General features: G+C 45.7%; 14 protein-coding genes and 1 pseudogene. 7 read left to right on the top strand and 8 right to left on the bottom strand.

Features of this window, described 5'->3' with window-relative positions; all coding sequences use genetic code 11:
• Nucleotides 1–290: 290 nt before the first annotated feature.
• From H7844_15295 to rpsB, 6 genes are read right to left on the bottom strand one after another with little or no spacing between them, the layout of a single operon-like run.
• Nucleotides 291–689, bottom strand: coding sequence for a TraR/DksA C4-type zinc finger protein (locus H7844_15295; protein ID MEO5358644.1), 399 nt, complete (start codon nucleotides 687–689; stop codon nucleotides 291–293).
• Nucleotides 690–716: 27 nt separating this feature from the next.
• Nucleotides 717–869 (bottom strand): hypothetical protein, encoded by a 153-nt coding sequence (locus H7844_15290; protein ID MEO5358643.1) that lies wholly within the window; start codon nucleotides 867–869, stop codon nucleotides 717–719.
• 2 nt (nucleotides 870–871) lie between these two features.
• Nucleotides 872–1,429, bottom strand: a complete 558-nt coding sequence (gene frr / locus H7844_15285) for a ribosome recycling factor (protein MEO5358642.1) — start codon at nucleotides 1,427–1,429, stop codon at nucleotides 872–874.
• Between the two features lie 5 nt (nucleotides 1,430–1,434).
• Nucleotides 1,435–2,154, bottom strand: a complete 720-nt coding sequence (pyrH, locus tag H7844_15280) for a UMP kinase (GenBank protein ID MEO5358641.1) — start codon at nucleotides 2,152–2,154, stop codon at nucleotides 1,435–1,437.
• A complete protein-coding gene (gene tsf, locus H7844_15275) occupies nucleotides 2,154–2,774 on the bottom strand; it encodes a translation elongation factor Ts (protein MEO5358640.1) in 621 nt (206 codons plus the stop codon). Before tsf ends, pyrH begins: the two co-directional genes overlap by 1 nt.
• A gap of 7 nt (nucleotides 2,775–2,781) precedes the next feature.
• A complete protein-coding gene (gene rpsB, locus H7844_15270; protein ID MEO5358639.1) occupies nucleotides 2,782–3,552 on the bottom strand; it encodes a 30S ribosomal protein S2 in 771 nt (256 codons plus the stop codon).
• Between the two features lie 470 nt (nucleotides 3,553–4,022).
• On the opposite strand from rpsB, the gene H7844_15265 reads away from it, so the two are divergent.
• The 7 genes from H7844_15265 to H7844_15235 all read left to right on the top strand — a co-directional run bounded on the left by H7844_15265 (nucleotide 4,023) and on the right by H7844_15235 (nucleotide 13,113).
• A complete protein-coding gene (locus H7844_15265) occupies nucleotides 4,023–5,150 on the top strand; it encodes a glutamate synthase (GenBank protein ID MEO5358638.1) in 1,128 nt (375 codons plus the stop codon).
• The gene (locus H7844_15260) at nucleotides 5,111–6,772 is read left to right on the top strand and encodes a glutamate synthase-related protein (protein MEO5358637.1); all 1,662 of its coding nucleotides are present in this window, start codon (nucleotides 5,111–5,113) and stop codon (nucleotides 6,770–6,772) included. The genes H7844_15265 and H7844_15260 overlap by 40 nt, the downstream gene beginning before the upstream one ends.
• Before the next feature lie 85 nt (nucleotides 6,773–6,857).
• The gene (locus tag H7844_15255) at nucleotides 6,858–9,191 is read left to right on the top strand and encodes an FAD-dependent oxidoreductase (GenBank protein MEO5358636.1); all 2,334 of its coding nucleotides are present in this window, start codon (nucleotides 6,858–6,860) and stop codon (nucleotides 9,189–9,191) included.
• Between the two features lie 183 nt (nucleotides 9,192–9,374).
• Nucleotides 9,375–11,033 carry a phosphoenolpyruvate carboxykinase (ATP) gene (locus H7844_15250; GenBank protein ID MEO5358635.1) on the top strand — a complete coding sequence of 553 codons (1,659 nt, stop codon included), beginning with the start codon at nucleotides 9,375–9,377 and terminating at the stop codon, nucleotides 11,031–11,033.
• Nucleotides 11,034–11,058: 25 nt separating this feature from the next.
• The gene (locus tag H7844_15245; GenBank protein MEO5358634.1) at nucleotides 11,059–11,751 is read left to right on the top strand and encodes a site-2 protease family protein; all 693 of its coding nucleotides are present in this window, start codon (nucleotides 11,059–11,061) and stop codon (nucleotides 11,749–11,751) included.
• Nucleotides 11,748–12,734 (top strand): tryptophan--tRNA ligase, encoded by a 987-nt coding sequence (gene trpS, locus H7844_15240; protein MEO5358633.1) that lies wholly within the window; start codon nucleotides 11,748–11,750, stop codon nucleotides 12,732–12,734. The genes H7844_15245 and trpS overlap by 4 nt, the downstream gene beginning before the upstream one ends.
• A 157-nt stretch (nucleotides 12,735–12,891) precedes the next feature.
• The gene (locus H7844_15235; protein ID MEO5358632.1) at nucleotides 12,892–13,113 is read left to right on the top strand and encodes a zinc ribbon domain-containing protein; all 222 of its coding nucleotides are present in this window, start codon (nucleotides 12,892–12,894) and stop codon (nucleotides 13,111–13,113) included.
• A gap of 41 nt (nucleotides 13,114–13,154) precedes the next feature.
• Here H7844_15235 and H7844_15230 read toward each other — a convergent pair whose 3' ends face one another.
• Together H7844_15230 and H7844_15225 are read right to left on the bottom strand one after the other, a co-directional pair.
• Nucleotides 13,155–13,673: a Uma2 family endonuclease gene (locus H7844_15230; protein MEO5358631.1), complete on the bottom strand. Its 519-nt coding sequence runs from the start codon at nucleotides 13,671–13,673 to the stop codon at nucleotides 13,155–13,157.
• Nucleotides 13,674–13,733: 60 nt separating this feature from the next.
• A pseudogene (locus tag H7844_15225) lies at nucleotides 13,734–13,835 on the bottom strand (type II toxin-antitoxin system HicA family toxin).
• Between the last annotated feature and the right edge of the window lie 77 nt (nucleotides 13,836–13,912).

The raw sequence follows: 13,912 nt of genomic DNA, 5'->3' as shown, positions 1-13,912 counted from the left end.
AAAAAAACCCTCCCAAGCTCATCCTAATATACAAAAGAGACAGTTACATGGGACAAACACCATTAGAAACTTATAAATGGATTGAAGCCAACTATAAACTGCTCACAGACCTTGGACACTGTATTATCTTAGCTAAAAAGCCGTGATATAACGCTCTGCCGTTGCTGTTATTACATGTTAGTGCAGATAATTGCTTCAACTTTTAGATAACTGTGGTATTAAATTCAAATGTGACAGTCATGGTCAAATATAAACTGCAACACTTATAACACATCTTCCTTAGCTATAATTTATTGAAAAGGTTGTTCTCTTTCCATCTGTTCAATTCTTTCAAATCTCTCCTTACATTCCACGCAGTGCACTGCATAGGGCAGAACCCTTAACCTTCCCTCGTTGATTTCCTGTCCGCAGTCCTCGCATATACCGTAGGTGCCGTTGTGGATTTTTCTTAGTGCCTCATCTATCTTATTTAACTTCAGTTTGTGATGGTGAAGCTTCTGTAAGATAATATCCTCCGTAACGTCAACAACAGACCAGTCACCGTCGTCAAGGGCTGCATCTATCAACTGTCTCTCGTCGCCTTTAACGAAATTGGAAATTTCATTTTTAGCTTCTTTGATTAGTATCTGCCTTTCATCAAGGAGAATTTTTTTGACGTTCTTTAGCCTTGCCGCACTATCGTCTTCCATAATATCCCTCCTTTGATGTGCCGTGGCTTAGTCTTTAGGTGTTTGTTCGTTTCCTTTGTCATCTCCGGCTTCCTTAAACACCTCCACTATGCTTTTTATCTGTATTGAAGCAGCTTTTAAGGCCTTTTGAATATCGGGAAGTTTGGCATCTTCCACCTTTAACATAAAATTACTCTGCAAAACTACACCTCCATTATTTCCTTTTCCTTGTGGGATGTTACCTCATCAATCTGCTTTATATAGGAGTCTGTTAACTTCTGGTTCTCAGCCTGTGAGCGTTTTGTCTCATCCTCACTTATGTGCTGTTCTTTTTCCAGTTTCTTCAGTTCCTCGTTTACGTCACGCCTTATATTCCTAACCGCTATCTTTGCCTCTTCAGCTTTTTTCTTTATCACTTTCACCAGTTGCTTGCGTCTTTCTTCGGTAAGCGGTGGTATTTTTATTCTGACCACTTTGCCGTCATTGCCTGGGGTCAGATCGAGATCAGACTTCAGTATTGCCTTTTCAATCATAGGAATCACCTTGGGTTCCCATGGTTGAATGGAAATTGTCTGAGGATCAGGCACCCCAAGGGTTGCCACCTTCTGTAGAGCCGTAGGGGTTCCGTAATAGTCAACCATTAAACCCTCAACCAGAGCAAGGGAGGCCCGTCCTGTCCTTACTGAGGCATAATCCTTCTTTAAATGGTCTATGACACCGGACATCTTTTCCCCGGCCTTCTTTTCCAACTCTTTTATCATTACAATTACCCTCCTACAAGAGTACCAACTTTTTGTCCCATAACAGCTTTTCTTAACGCCCCCTGATTTTTTAAATCCAGCACTATTATGGGCAGTTCGTTATCCTTGCACAGGGTTATGGCTGTTAAATCCATAACCTTTAAACCCTGGCTAAGCACATCTCCATAAGATATTTTATCATATTTTTTGGCGTTTAGGTCCTTTACGGGGTCTGCCGTATAAACACCATCTACTTTTGTCGCCTTTATTATTATATCGGCATTTATTTCCATCGCTCTGAGGGCTGCCGCCGTGTCTGTGGTAAAATACGGATTACCGGTTCCGGCTGCAAATATCACTACCCTGTTTTTCTCCAGATGCCGTATCGCTTTCCTTCTTATATACGGCTCGGCAAGCTCCCGCATCTCAATGGCAGACTGCACTCTGGTTGGAATATCCGTCTTCTCCAGTGCGTTTTGAAGCGCAAGGGCATTTATCACAGTGGCAAGCATGCCCATGTAATCCGCCGTAGCACGGTCTATACCTTCCACCGATGCTTCCACCCCTCTGAAAATATTACCGCCTCCAATCACTATTGCCACATCTATTTTTAAGTCATACACTGACCTAATCTCATGGGCTACGTAGAGGACGGTTTGAGAGGATATGCCGAAGCCGCCCTCTCCCAGCAGTGCCTCACCACTTAGTTTAACCAGTACCCTGTTGTATTTGGCCGCCTCTTCCATCACACCTCAGCAGGCTCGCCCGAGGACAGAGTCTCACCCAGTTGAAATCGTGCAAAACGTCTTATCAATATGTTTTCACCCAGCTTCGCTATCTTTTCCACAAGAAGATCATTTATAGTCTTTTTCTGCTCAGTATCTTTTACGAATATTTGTTTAAGGAGACACCGGTCGGAATAAAACTTATCCAGCTTTCCCTCCACTATTTTATCCACTACATTGGCAGGTTTGTTTAACACCTGGGCTTTGTATATTTCCTTTTCCCTCTCCACAACCTCAGCCGGCACCTCCGCTGTGTCTATGTAATCAGGATTTGCCGCCGCTATGTGCATTGCTATGTCTTTGGCAAGCTCCTTATACTCATCCGTTTTGGCTACAAAATCGGTCTCACAGTTAAGTTCTATCATAACTCCGATTTTATCCATATGAATATATGAATAAATTATACCTTCCGAGGCTTTCCTGCCGGATTTCTTTGCCGCCGTAGCCAGTCCCTTTTTTCTGAGCACATCCAGCGCTTTTTCAAAATCTCCGCCGGACTCCGTCAGTGCTTTCTTGCAGTCCATCATACCGGCTCCGGTCTTTTCCCTCAAGTCTTTAACAAGGCTAGCTGATATTTCCATAACTCTGCTACTCCCTCCCTTCCGCTGCTTCTGTTTCGTCCTGCATGATTTTTTCCTCTATTTTGACGTCCTCCGCCTGTTCCACCATCTCCTTGTTCAACATGGCCTTACCCTCTAAAATGGCTTCCGCTATCTTTGACGTGACAAGTTTAACCGCTCTTATGGCATCGTCGTTACCGGGTATAACGTAATCTATCAGGTCCGGGTCACAGTTTGTATCCACTATTGACACAACCGGCAGTGACAGCTTTCTTGCCTCCATTACGGCTATGTTTTCACGTCTCGGGTCAACAACAAAAACGGCTCCGGGGATTTTCTTCATGTCCTTTATACCGCCCAGGTTTTTTTGAAGTTTTGTACGTGTTTTTTCAAGTGCGGCTACCTCTTTTTTGGGAAGCACATCAAAAGTGCCGTTGTCTTTCATCGTCTCTATTTTTTTGAGCTTTTCTATACTCTTTTTTATTGTTATAAAGTTAGTGAGCATACCGCCCAGCCATCTCTGGTTTATATAGTAAGCTCCTGATTTGCCCGCCTCTTCCGCTATGGCGTCCTGTGCCTGTTTTTTTGTACCCACAAAGAGAATATCCTTGCCGGAAGCCGATATGTCCTTAACAAAATTATACGCCTCTTCCATTCCTTTAACTGTTTTTTGCAGGTCTATTATGTAGATACCGTTTCTCTCCCCAAAAATAAATTTCTTCATCTTTGGATTCCATCTCTTTACCTGATGGCCAAAGTGCACTCCGGCCTCAAGCAGCTCTTTCATTGATACAACCATAAAAGTACAACCCCCTTATTTTGGTTTTTTTCCCTCCGCCGGAGTTTCTCGTGCCCTCTCAAAGAAAGGAAACCTCCGCAGAAACATTCACCTTACCGGCGTGTGTTTTTGTAAATTAAGCATTCTAACATATTTGTGAGATGTTTTTCAAGGCTATAAAAATTTTTTTAGTTAAATGTTTAGTTTTACCTGAAAGCTCAGCTTCCGGTCTTATCGATTTGATGCTCTTTTGAAATTTATTTTTGATATCTAAATGTAGCTGATTTCTGTCATTTTTCAGACTTATTCCGGCCACCATTGCTTTTATGGTGGTTTTTTCGAATTTTATTTACTCCTTCAATGAGATTTGCTGATTTTTTGTGCTCTTTATTGACAAAACATTCAAAAAAGTGTTAAAGTACCAGCCGTGTCATTTAGAGCGGTTTAATGGACACTATTAAAAATATTTTAAGATTAAGAGGCAAAACAGCATGTGCCGGTTAAGCGCAATAACATCAAGGGAGTACATCTCTCCAATGGAAAATGTCCTGTCCCTGGAGACTATGAAAGAGGGACATGACGGCTCTGGAATGGGCCTGATTTTAAAAGACCTGGGAGGGGAGTTCGAAAGCTTTAAAAACTACCCCATTCTTTCAGGAATTTGCTCAAAAAGCGGTATGACGGAGCTTGACAACTACATGAACAGGGCTGGGTTTAAACGTCTTCACATCTGGACGCCGAAAATAAAACCCGTTAAGGGGATAAAACCCAGGGATAACTACTTTGCAGGCGTATATGACTATCCGGATGAATTAAAAGATAAGTCTGCCGCCGTAAAGGAGGCGTTACTGCTTGAGACTCGCCTTAAACTCAGAGCTATGGGGCAGCAGGATGAATCCATTATTGTGTTTTCCTTCTACCCCGATATTTTAACTCTTAAGGAAGTTGGAGACCCTATTGAGTTAAGCGAATTTTTCGGTCTTGACAGCTCCTCACTTAAGGCAAGGGTAATTCTCGCTCAGGGCAGGCAAAACACTAATTACGCCATAAACCTCTATGCTTGCCATCCGTTTTTTATTCAGGGCTATGGCTCTATGACAAACGGCGAAAACACGGCCTTTGTCCCTATACGTGAGTATCTTACAAGCAGAGGCATACCCGGTTATATCGGCTACAACAGTGACAGCGAGGTCTTTACCCACATACTGCACTACACAAACAAGGTGCTTGGCTATCCGCTTAAGTACTATAAAGACGTAATCACACCTCTAAAGGCTCAGGAAATAGAGGAGAGGCCGGACAGGGATTTTGTAATGTATTTAAAAATGTGCATGAGGTTTCTCTGCATTGACGGCCCAAACTGTGTGATAGGGTTTACTCCCGATGGCACATGTTTTATGGTGCAGGATGCTAAAAAGTTACGGCCTGGGGTTGTCGGCGGCGTTAAGGGCAAGTATGCCCTCGTTTCCGAGCAGTGCGGACTTAACAGCGCTATCGCCCACAGAAACCCATCCACCGATATTTACCCGATGAGATACGATATGGTAATTGTGTCGCCTCAGGCAGAGGAGGTAAGAGTATGGAACCAGCTGCAAGGTTGGACAACAACCATGAACTAACACTTAAGGATTTCCCTTATATAATAAGATGGCGGGGGGATAGGTGTAAGCGCTGTGGACGCTGCACAGCGGTCTGTCCGATGCTTGCTATTTTCCCATCGGTTACAGTTAAACGTACGGTTGAATCATTCGGCCCCACTCCTAATCCTAAAGTGGCAAGGAGTGTGGACACCGTTGTTAAGCAATCGTCAAATATTGCAAATTACTGTACCGGTTGTGCTACCTGCTCTCTGGTTTGCCCAAATGAGGCGATAGAACCGGAGTTTAATCCGGCTCATAAGTTTATAATTCTCAAAAACACCGGAGGGCACCCTTACACAAGAGGTGGACGGCGAAATGACCCGCAGGTATCCACTTTAGACAGGCTTAAGTTTACCAGGATTTCAATGCTCACCGACCCCGCCCTTGATGCCGGAAGGCACGAGTTCAGAATCCGCACCTATCTGGGGCGCATACTGCCCCCCGATGAGCTGCCGGTTATTGCCACAGATGACACGCTGGTAATAGATAAAAGCGTGAAAAAATTCATACCGCCTGTGCGGGAAATATACCCTGTCATGATAGGCAGTATGTCGGTTGGTGCGCTTTCCCCCACAATGTGGGAGGGCCTTGCTATGGGCATTACGTACTTAAACGAAGTAGAGGGTATGCCTGTTGTGATGTGCTCCGGTGAGGGCGGTATGCCGCTTAGGCTATTAAAATCAAGATTTATAAAATATTTTATACCTCAGATAGCATCAGGGTACTTTGGCTGGGATGAAATTATCAGGGCGATTCCTCACATGGTGGAAGACCCCTGCGCTATAGAGATAAAGTACGGACAGGGAGCAAAGCCCGGTGACGGCGGCCTTCTTATGGGACACAAAGTTTTAAAGCTGATATCGGAAATCCGGGGAGTGCCAATCGGGGTGGATTTACCCTCACCGCCCACGCACCAGACAAAGTATTCTATCGAGGAGGCCGTGGCTAAGATGATTCAGTCTATGTACATGGCATGGGGCTTTAGAGTGCCGGTGTATCCTAAAATATCGGGCTCAAGAACTGCCAAGTCGGTTCTTAACAACCTGGTGAGAAACCCATTTGCAGCTGCGCTTTCAATTGACGGTGAGGACGGAGGCACTGGGGCTGCGTATAACGTATCAATGGATAAGATGGGGCACCCGATAGCTTCAAACATTCGGGACTGCTACCTTGATCTGGTTAAAGCCGGTAAGCAAAACGAAATCCCGCTGATTGCCGCAGGCGGTGTCGGTAAAAAGGGCAATCTTGCAGCCAATGCCGCCTCACTTATCATGCTTGGCGCATCAGCTGTATCCATCGGTAAGTACATGATGCAGGGTGCGGCAGGGTGTCTGGGGGATGAAAACAACCGCTGTAATGTTTGCAACATCGGAAGGTGTCCGCGTGGGATAACCACTCAGGACCCTAAGCTCTACAGACGGCTGGACTCGGAAAAGGTGGCGGAGAGGGTTGTTGAAATTTATAAATCGCTGGATGTTGAGCTTAAGAAGATATTTGCACCCCTGGGCAGAAGCACAGAGCTTCCCATTGGAATGTCCGACGCTATCAGTGCCGATGACCCTGCTGTTGCTGAAAGACTTGATATCAGCTATGTGTGTTAAGTGCTCAGGAGCCGCAGGCAGGAGTCAGCGACTCACGGCGTAAGCGATTTTATAACATTAATATTAAGAGGCTGGATAGAAAACTATGAGTAAGATAACGATACATGGCAAGACAGAGGGCGGCAGGGTACCGTCGAGAGTTCTTGAGGAGATGCTGCAAGCCGGCGTAGAGCAGGGTTGTCGAGAAATAACCGTAATCGCTGATGGACAGCACGGCATAGGTGGGCGCATATGGCCTCGCGGAGAGCCTGTGCGTTTTAGAGTTGAGGGCTCACCCGGGCAGCGGCTGGGCAGCATGGGAATGTTCGGCACAGAGATAGTGGTTCATGGCAGTTCTTCAGACGATACAGGGTGGCTTAACTGTGGAGCTAAAATCACAGTATTAGGGGATGTTACAAACGGCGCCCATAATGCTGCGGCCCAGGGTATTTTATACGTACAGGGCGGCGGCGGCGCACGCTGTGACACCATGACTAAGCATAATCCAAAACAGCCCCCTCCGCAATCATGGTACTTCAGAGACGTCGGGGATACCTTTGCGGAGTTTAAGGCTGGTGGGATAGCAGTTGTCTGTGGTGTAAATCCTAAAAACCCGCTCAGTGTTCTTGGCTACAGACCCTGTGTTGGAATGGTCGGAGGGGTTGTCTATTTCAGAGGGCGTATAAGCGGCTACAGTGAGGAGGATGTTAAACTCCTTGATCTTACCGATGCAGACTGGAATTGGATGCTCCCTAAGATGAAAACCTACCTTACGGCGATAGACAGGACTGAGCACTATAGTGAATTGACCTCAGACAGAGCCGCCTGGAAAAAGCTGATTCCATACACCGCAGCGGAGCGTTCCAAAAAGAGCGCATTTAAAATGACAATCGGTAATTTTAAAACAAACATTTGGGAAAAGGAGGTTGGCAAGGGCGGTATATTTGCCGAGTATGTCAGCCATCCGCTTACTCCCATTCCTTATATAACCACAGGCAATGACAGAAGGTACAAACCGCTGTGGAGTAACAAGAAGTATGCCCCGCCGTGTCAGGGAAATTGCCCCAGCGGCATCCCGACACAAAAGAGGGCCGCCCTTATCAGAGAAGATAAACTTGAGGAAGCCCTTGAGCTTATTCTTGAGTACTCACCGCTTCCGGCGACAGTTTGCGGCGAAATTTGCCCCAACCTTTGTATGGATGCCTGCACAAGGGGTCATCTCGATAAGCCGTTAAACATTAAAGGGCTTGGTAAGGCCAGCCTAAACGTTAAGGCACCAAAGAAAGAGCCTCCCACCGGCAAAAAGATTGCGGTATTAGGAGGCGGTCCGGCAGGACTTTCGGCGGCGTGGCAGCTTGCCCTCAAAGGACACGATGTGGAGATTTATGAGGAAGCTGATGAGATAGGTGGAAAACTGGAGTTATCCATCCCACGGGATAGACTACCCCATGAGGTGCTTCAGCACGAGCTTTCACGGATAAAAGAGATAGGAATAAAAGTTCACTATAAAGCAGCCGTTGACTCAACCAAATTTAATGAAATATATGCAAATCACGACATAGTGATAGTGTCTGTCGGAGCGCACAAGCCAAGGAAACTCAATGCGCCTGGGATGGACTCAGCCATTAGCGCCTACGACTTACTGCGCGGGTTAAACACAGGCGTCACCTATGACTTTACCGGCAAGCGGGTAGTCATCATAGGGGCCGGTAACGTGGGTATGGACGTTGCCGCACAGGCTTACCACTGCGGAGCCAAAGAGGTTACTGCTGTGGATGTACAAAAGCCTGCGGCTTTTGGAAAAGAGCTGGAAATAGCGGAGTCGCTGGGTACTAAGGTGGTTTGGCCTAAGTTTACCGACAGATATGTGAAAGAGGAAAATAAGATTTATTTTACAGACGGCGCCTCTATTGATGCCGATGTAGTGATATACTCAATAGGCGATATTCCAAAAACCGACTTTCTGCCGCCCGGCGTTCACACCAATAAAAACGGTTCAATTGAGGCGGATGAGACAGGGCATACCTCAGACGCAAAGGTCTTTGCCATAGGGGATGCTAAAGTGCAAGGCCTTGCAACTCATGCCATCGGCCAGGGCAGACACACAGCCCTTGCAGTGCATACGCTTCTTACCGGAGGAGCATTCTACAGACCTGCCCCTGTGCTGCCAATCCCATATCAAAAGATCAAGGACGTCTATTATGAGGTGTGCAGGGACACCGGTTTCTCGGCAAAAACTGAGGGTCATAAGTGTATGTCCTGTGCCGTGTGCCGTGACTGCCACATGTGTGAGGCAACGTGTTACGTGGGAGCCATAAGCAGAGTGCAACCGGCAGGCGGCGGCTTCGAGTACGTTTCAGATGAAAACATCTGTATCGGCTGCGGGTTTTGTGCTGGAGTCTGTCCTTGCGGTATATGGGAGATGGTGGAAAATAAATGATACCAAGCCGCATTCAATCGCCTAACCTCGTTGGCGTGTGTCAAAAGCTTCTCAGCGTCTCCCTTAAAGGGGAATCCCCTATGAGGGGAGGAGTCGCTTTCTCCCAGCCGCCTGTGTTTACTTCTGACTGCAACTTGGTATAAGACAGGATTAAATTAAAAATTGGAAAAAGGAGTTTAAACAATGGCAAGTGTACACAAATTACCCGGCTCTCCGTGGAGGGCGATAATTGAAAGCGCCATGTATGCTAATTCAGTAAAAAAAACTAATTTAAATGAACTCTACGAATATGCTGTAAGGCAGCCGGAGGTGGTGGTAACAACTGAACCCATGTATAAACCTGAGCAATTCGGCCTCCCAGCTGATGCTAAAGTGTTGGTGTCAAATGACGGGCGTATCGTAGGAAGAACGGCTAAGGCCAGAAGGCTTGTGCGTGAGATGGGCAAAGACAAGGATATGTACCTTACGATCTTAAGGGAAGCCATATATAACTTTAACAAAAAGCCGGCCTTTGTACTTGAGGGAATAGTCGGCCTGCACCATGACTTTATGATGAAAGCATATCTCATAAGCCCGCAGACGGACGCTAAAAACATGCTTGACTGGGTTTTTAACTTCACTCCGTGGATGAAACCATGGACGGATACTTATGAAAAATCAAGGGTGCTTGATGAACCTGATATTATGGTGCTTGCAGACCAGGACTGGAGCCACCCGGACTATCCCGACGGCCTTATCATAGTGGATGAGATGCAAAACTGTATCGCCATTTTGGGACTCAGATACTTTGGTGAACGTAAAAAGGGCACTCTGACGCTGGCCTGGACAATAGGAGTAAGACACAACATGGTGGCCTGCCACGGCGGTATTAAAAAGATTGGCAACAGCACCCCGATTGCAGTCTTTGGACTTTCGGGCTCCGGCAAATCATCCATCACCAACAGCCATGACCACGAGGGCACACTCAGAGCCGATGAGGTTGTAACAGTCGTACATGACGACGCTTTTTTAATTGACCTTGATAATAATTTCACTGTAGCCATAGAGCCAAGCCTGTTTGACAAAACAGACGCTGTTAAGTACAACGATCCGCTGATTAAGTACTTCTTCTCGGCGCAAAACGTGGCAATCACAAAACAGCCTGACGGAGAGGTTAAAATAGTCTGTGAGGATGTAAGAAATAATAACGGCAGGTGTATAAAAAGCCGTGATATGTTTAATTACGCCGACCACTGCGAGCGTCCCGGTAAAGTTATTTGGCTTCAAAAGGACCCAAGCCTGCCGCCGATTACAAAGATAAAGAGCAACTGGCTGGCCGTTGCCATGGGGGCATCTCTTAGTACAATGAGGGCAAAAGGGGTTGAAAATGTTGACCCTAAGGAGTTGGAAAAACTCGTTATCGAGCCCTTTGCCAACCCCTTCAGAGTGTTCCCGCTGCTTTGGGACTGTCAGCAGTTTTACAAACTTTTCCAGACCGGCACGGAGTGCTACATCATGAACACTTACGCCTTTGGCCTTGCCGGTAGTTTGATAGATATCCCCAAGAATCTATCGCTTTCTATTGTAACGGAGCTTATGCGCGGCACGATTGAGTGGAGAGACTGGAAGGCTTTCCAGGGGCTTCAGGTGCCTAAAAACGGTAAGGAGCTCTTTGGTCAGGATTACGATAAGAAGTACAAACCCTCGCGGGATGAAAAATACCTTACTTATTTAAGAAACAGGATGCAAGACAGAATCAACTTCCTGTCAAACAAGAGAGAAGGCGGGGATATGGACAGCGCCATAATAGACCCGATAGTGGCGGCTCGTGCAGTTATTGACCATATACTGAGCCCGTTGTGACAGCATATAAGCAGGGGCTTTAAAGTTGGATCCTATAGAGGTACTCCGAACCCTGACAATAGCCGCAATACCCATAGTGGTGGCCATAACCTTTCACGAGGCGGCACACGGCTATGTTGCATGGAAGCTGGGTGACCCTACGGCTAAAGAGATGGGCAGGCTTACACTAAACCCGATAGCTCACATTGACCTTATGGGAACGGTAATAGTGCCGGTAATGCTTTTTATCGGCTCCCATGGAGCTTTCATATTCGGTTCGGCAAAACCTGTGCCGGTTAATTTCGGGAATCTGAGAAATCCACGTAGAGATATGGCATACGTTGCGCTGGCAGGTCCAGTTATGAATATCATTCTGTCCATAATCAGCGTGTTTTTGTTTGTGGTTGTCTTTAAGATATACAACCACTCAGGTAATGAATTCGTGTCCTCTAAGATACTTGTTCCTGTCTCACATATGTTACAGTACAGTATAAGTTTTAACATATTCATAGCGGCCTTTAACTTGATTCCAATACCGCCTCTTGACGGAGGGCGGATTATGGTAAGCATGTTGCCATACAGGTACGCATATCAGCTTTCGCGTCTTGAGCCATACGGCACTTTTATAATACTGGGGTTGTGGTTTCTTGGAGTGCTGCGATTTGTAGTTGTTCCCATTCAAGTTTTAATTCAGATGATAGTACGGATTTTTGTTGATCAGCTTGGGAGGTTTATGTGAAAGAGCGTGTGTTAAGCGGCATGCAGCCTAGCGGATTTTTGCATATCGGAAACTATGTCGGCGCTTTACAGAACTGGGTGAAACTCCAGGACGTCTATGACTGCCACTACTGTGTTGCCGACTGGCACGCACTGACTTCAAATTATGCCAATCCTGCCCTCATTAAAGAATACTCCGCTGATTTGTTGATTAATTTCATAGCCGCCGGTCTTAATCCCGATAAGTGCACTGTGTTTTTACAGTCTAAAGTGATTCAACATGCGGAGTTGCACCTGCTCCTTAGTATGATGACCCCCCTTGGCTGGCTTGAACGTGTGCCCACATATAAGGAAAAGCAAACCGAGGTAAAGGACAAGGATTTAAACACGTATGGTTTTTTAGGCTACCCTGTGCTTCAGGCTGCAGACATTTTAATTTACCGTGCAAAGCATGTCCCTGTCGGCATAGACCAGGTGCCGCATCTTGAGTTTGCACGGGAGATTGCCCGCCGGTTTAACTTTATCTATAACACGGAGGCAATGGTCGAGCCTGAACCGCTTCTGACGGAGTTTCCAAAAGTGGTGGGTGTAGATGGCAGAAAAATGTCCAAGAGCTACGACAATGCCGTGTATCTCTCCGACACGCCCGATATTGTTGAAAAGAAAATCAAAACCATGATGACAGACCCTGCCCGAAAGAGAAAGACTGATAAGGGCGACCCTGAGCAATCGCCGGTTTATGCCCTGCACAAGGTGTTTTCCACAAAAGAGGAGCAGGCTCTGGTTGCGGAAAACTGCCGGGCTGCCGCTTTTGGTTGTCTTGACTGTAAGACGATATTATTAAAAAACATATTTAAAATAATGACGCCGCTATGGGATAAAAGGAAAGAGCTTGAAAACTCTCCCTCCATGCTTTCCGACATAATAGAAGCCGGCAACATCAAGGCGCAAAAGGCAGCCTCGGAAACTATGGAAATAGTACGCAGCGTAATGAATTTTACCTGATACCAATTCGCAGTCAGAAGTATAACGAGGCGGCAAGGAGAAAGCGACGCCTCCCCTCATAGGGGATTCCCCTTTAGGGGAGACGTTGAGGAGCTTTTGACAAGGCCAACGAAGTTAGACGATTGAATGCGGATTGGTAAGAGAAGTGAGGTGTTATATGCCGATTTATGAGTATAACTGTGAAAAATGCAATGAGGACTTTGAACTAATAGTGTTTAGCACTACGGTGGTTAAATGCCCAAATTGTGAAAATAAAGATGTAAGAAAGAAGATGTCGCTCTTTGGAATGGGTGGCGGTAAATCGTCGCCGGAGGGTATGTCCGGTGGTGGCGGTAAAAGTTGTAGCGGTTGTTCGTCAAGCAACTGTAGCACGTGTTGATTAATAAATATGTTCCGTCCCCTTTGAGTTGTAATGGCAGGTTACTCAAATATATCATTAATGTTAATTTGAAGTCCTTCTATGGCTTTAGATGTAACAATGCCTTCAATTGCTGCTACTGAATGTAACTTATATTTATCGTTTTCAATTGTTAAAATCTGAACACTCATAAACTCAGGCAGGACTATCCAGTACTCAGGTACTTTGTATCTCTCATAAATGTCCCTCTTAACCAATGTATCCCTTTCGTAACTCCATGGAGAAACTATCTCGCAAACCATGTCCGGCACACCTCGTACCCAACCACGTACAATTGGCATATTCTCCTTCCTGATAAACAGTATGTCAGGCTGAACCCGGTTAATCCCTTCCTCAAAGATTACATCAAGGGGTGATAAATAAACTTTACCTAATTTATTAGTCTTTACGTGGTGGCGTATAATATCGTATAGATTGCCTACAATATCCTGATGTTTATCAAACGGACTAGGCCCCATTGTTTCCTTTCCGTTGATGATTTCAGTTAAAACCAGGTCTGTCTCTATAGTTTCCGGAATCATTTTTTATATTATCAACAACCTTACGGTTTTGTCAATTACGGGAAGAACCTCGAAATCCTAGTGTACCGGTACTACAGTTGCCCTGCCGTCTTTATGTTTCATAAAAACATGGCTACCTCTCCGCCTTTCTAATTTAAAACCAGCTTTCTGCAAAATTAAAATAAAATGCTTATGTAGTTAACTGCTATGTTGAAATGTCAAGCCTTCTTTTTTTTCTTTTCTAAATTTTCTCCAAAAAT

This window comes from Nitrospirae bacterium YQR-1, assembly GCA_039908095.1.
GTDB lineage: Bacteria > Nitrospirota > Thermodesulfovibrionia > Thermodesulfovibrionales > Magnetobacteriaceae > Magnetomonas.
Note: the sequence above shows the minus strand (reverse complement) of the source record. Positions and strands in the feature narration are given on the sequence as shown.

Coding starts and splice junctions, on each gene's coding strand:
- H7844_15250 (MEO5358635.1), top strand. CDS start 9,375: ATGGCAAGTGTACACAAATTACCCGGCTCTCCGTGGAGGGCGATAATT.
- frr (MEO5358642.1), bottom strand. CDS start 1,429: ATGATAAAAGAGTTGGAAAAGAAGGCCGGGGAAAAGATGTCCGGTGTC.
- H7844_15230 (MEO5358631.1), bottom strand. CDS start 13,673: ATGATTCCGGAAACTATAGAGACAGACCTGGTTTTAACTGAAATCATC.
- rpsB (MEO5358639.1), bottom strand. CDS start 3,552: ATGGTTGTATCAATGAAAGAGCTGCTTGAGGCCGGAGTGCACTTTGGC.
- H7844_15255 (MEO5358636.1), top strand. CDS start 6,858: ATGAGTAAGATAACGATACATGGCAAGACAGAGGGCGGCAGGGTACCG.
- tsf (MEO5358640.1), bottom strand. CDS start 2,774: ATGGAAATATCAGCTAGCCTTGTTAAAGACTTGAGGGAAAAGACCGGA.
- H7844_15265 (MEO5358638.1), top strand. CDS start 4,023: ATGTGCCGGTTAAGCGCAATAACATCAAGGGAGTACATCTCTCCAATG.
- H7844_15260 (MEO5358637.1), top strand. CDS start 5,111: ATGGAACCAGCTGCAAGGTTGGACAACAACCATGAACTAACACTTAAG.
- H7844_15295 (MEO5358644.1), bottom strand. CDS start 689: ATGGAAGACGATAGTGCGGCAAGGCTAAAGAACGTCAAAAAAATTCTC.
- pyrH (MEO5358641.1), bottom strand. CDS start 2,154: ATGGAAGAGGCGGCCAAATACAACAGGGTACTGGTTAAACTAAGTGGT.
- H7844_15235 (MEO5358632.1), top strand. CDS start 12,892: ATGCCGATTTATGAGTATAACTGTGAAAAATGCAATGAGGACTTTGAA.